Origin of the sequence: Bathymodiolus azoricus thioautotrophic gill symbiont (assembly GCF_001298715.1) — a bacterium.
Lineage (GTDB): Bacteria > Pseudomonadota > Gammaproteobacteria > PS1 > Pseudothioglobaceae > Thiodubiliella.
On sequence record NZ_CDSC02000315.1, the window covers coordinates 1 to 926 of the forward strand.

Annotated in this window: 1 protein-coding gene; it reads right to left on the reverse strand. The window is 36.6% G+C overall.

Annotated features, from left to right (window positions below; genetic code table 11):
• Window positions 1-221: 221 nt before the first annotated feature.
• On the reverse strand, window positions 222-926 hold a 705-nt coding region (locus BAZSYMA_RS06100; protein WP_206599449.1), incomplete at its 5' end, for a hypothetical protein.

A 926-nucleotide genomic window follows, 5' to 3' on the forward strand; every position in this document is an offset into this window, starting at 1 on the left:
AGGAGTTTTTGCTGGTTAATACCTGTGTTGTTCTTTTGGTTTTTTCTTAATGTTGTATTACTCATGTTTTTTCTCCTTTTTAGGGATTATAAAATATGAGGGTTTACACAATCTGGTTTACAGGGTCCTAGTAATACCAATAATGTCAATTTTTTCATTTAAATTATCCAATTAAACACCTCGCTCTAAGATTAGAGCGAGGTGTTTGTCATTTCTGTATATTATCTATGAATCTCTGTAATACTCTTCCATTTCAATACGTTACTAATGAGGCTAAGTGATAGTTCAACACGATAGTTCTTATTATTCCAGCCGATCGACGGGATAGTCATTACAGTACTAGGTTTGTTAATTGTCGCGGTTGGTTCCCCAATAAGATTGTCGCAGTTTATTTCATTTGTGGCACTATTATCAATCGTTATTTTCCCATTAACATTATTCATTATTATAGAGAAACACAGCCCTGTATCGAGCATTTTCACAGTTGGAATAACAAACTTACCATTTGATTTATTTCCCACATAGTAGGTGGTATATGTATTATCTACTGGTGGGAAAATACGATCATCAGGCTGATCTGGGTTATGATTATGGTTATCCGGTGTTAGATTGTCATCATGCGAGCCGTTATTAGTAGTTGAGTTAGATTTAACAATACCCTCTAGAATCACATAGTTACCTGTCCGATACTCTTCTCGCGACCAATTCGGGCTCGTTCTCGTCGCTTCGTTCACACTCATACCCTCATCACTACAACCCCATTTCACATACCCCTCAGCTATTGTGTCGGTTACTTCATCATAGATAACCTCAGGGTCAGCATCTAAGTATGTATAAACTGGCATTAAGGTTTTAGCTATTTCACGCAGTCTACCGTCAATTTTTAACATGTCTACATAAAAATGAGAGGGATTAATCCCTGTTGA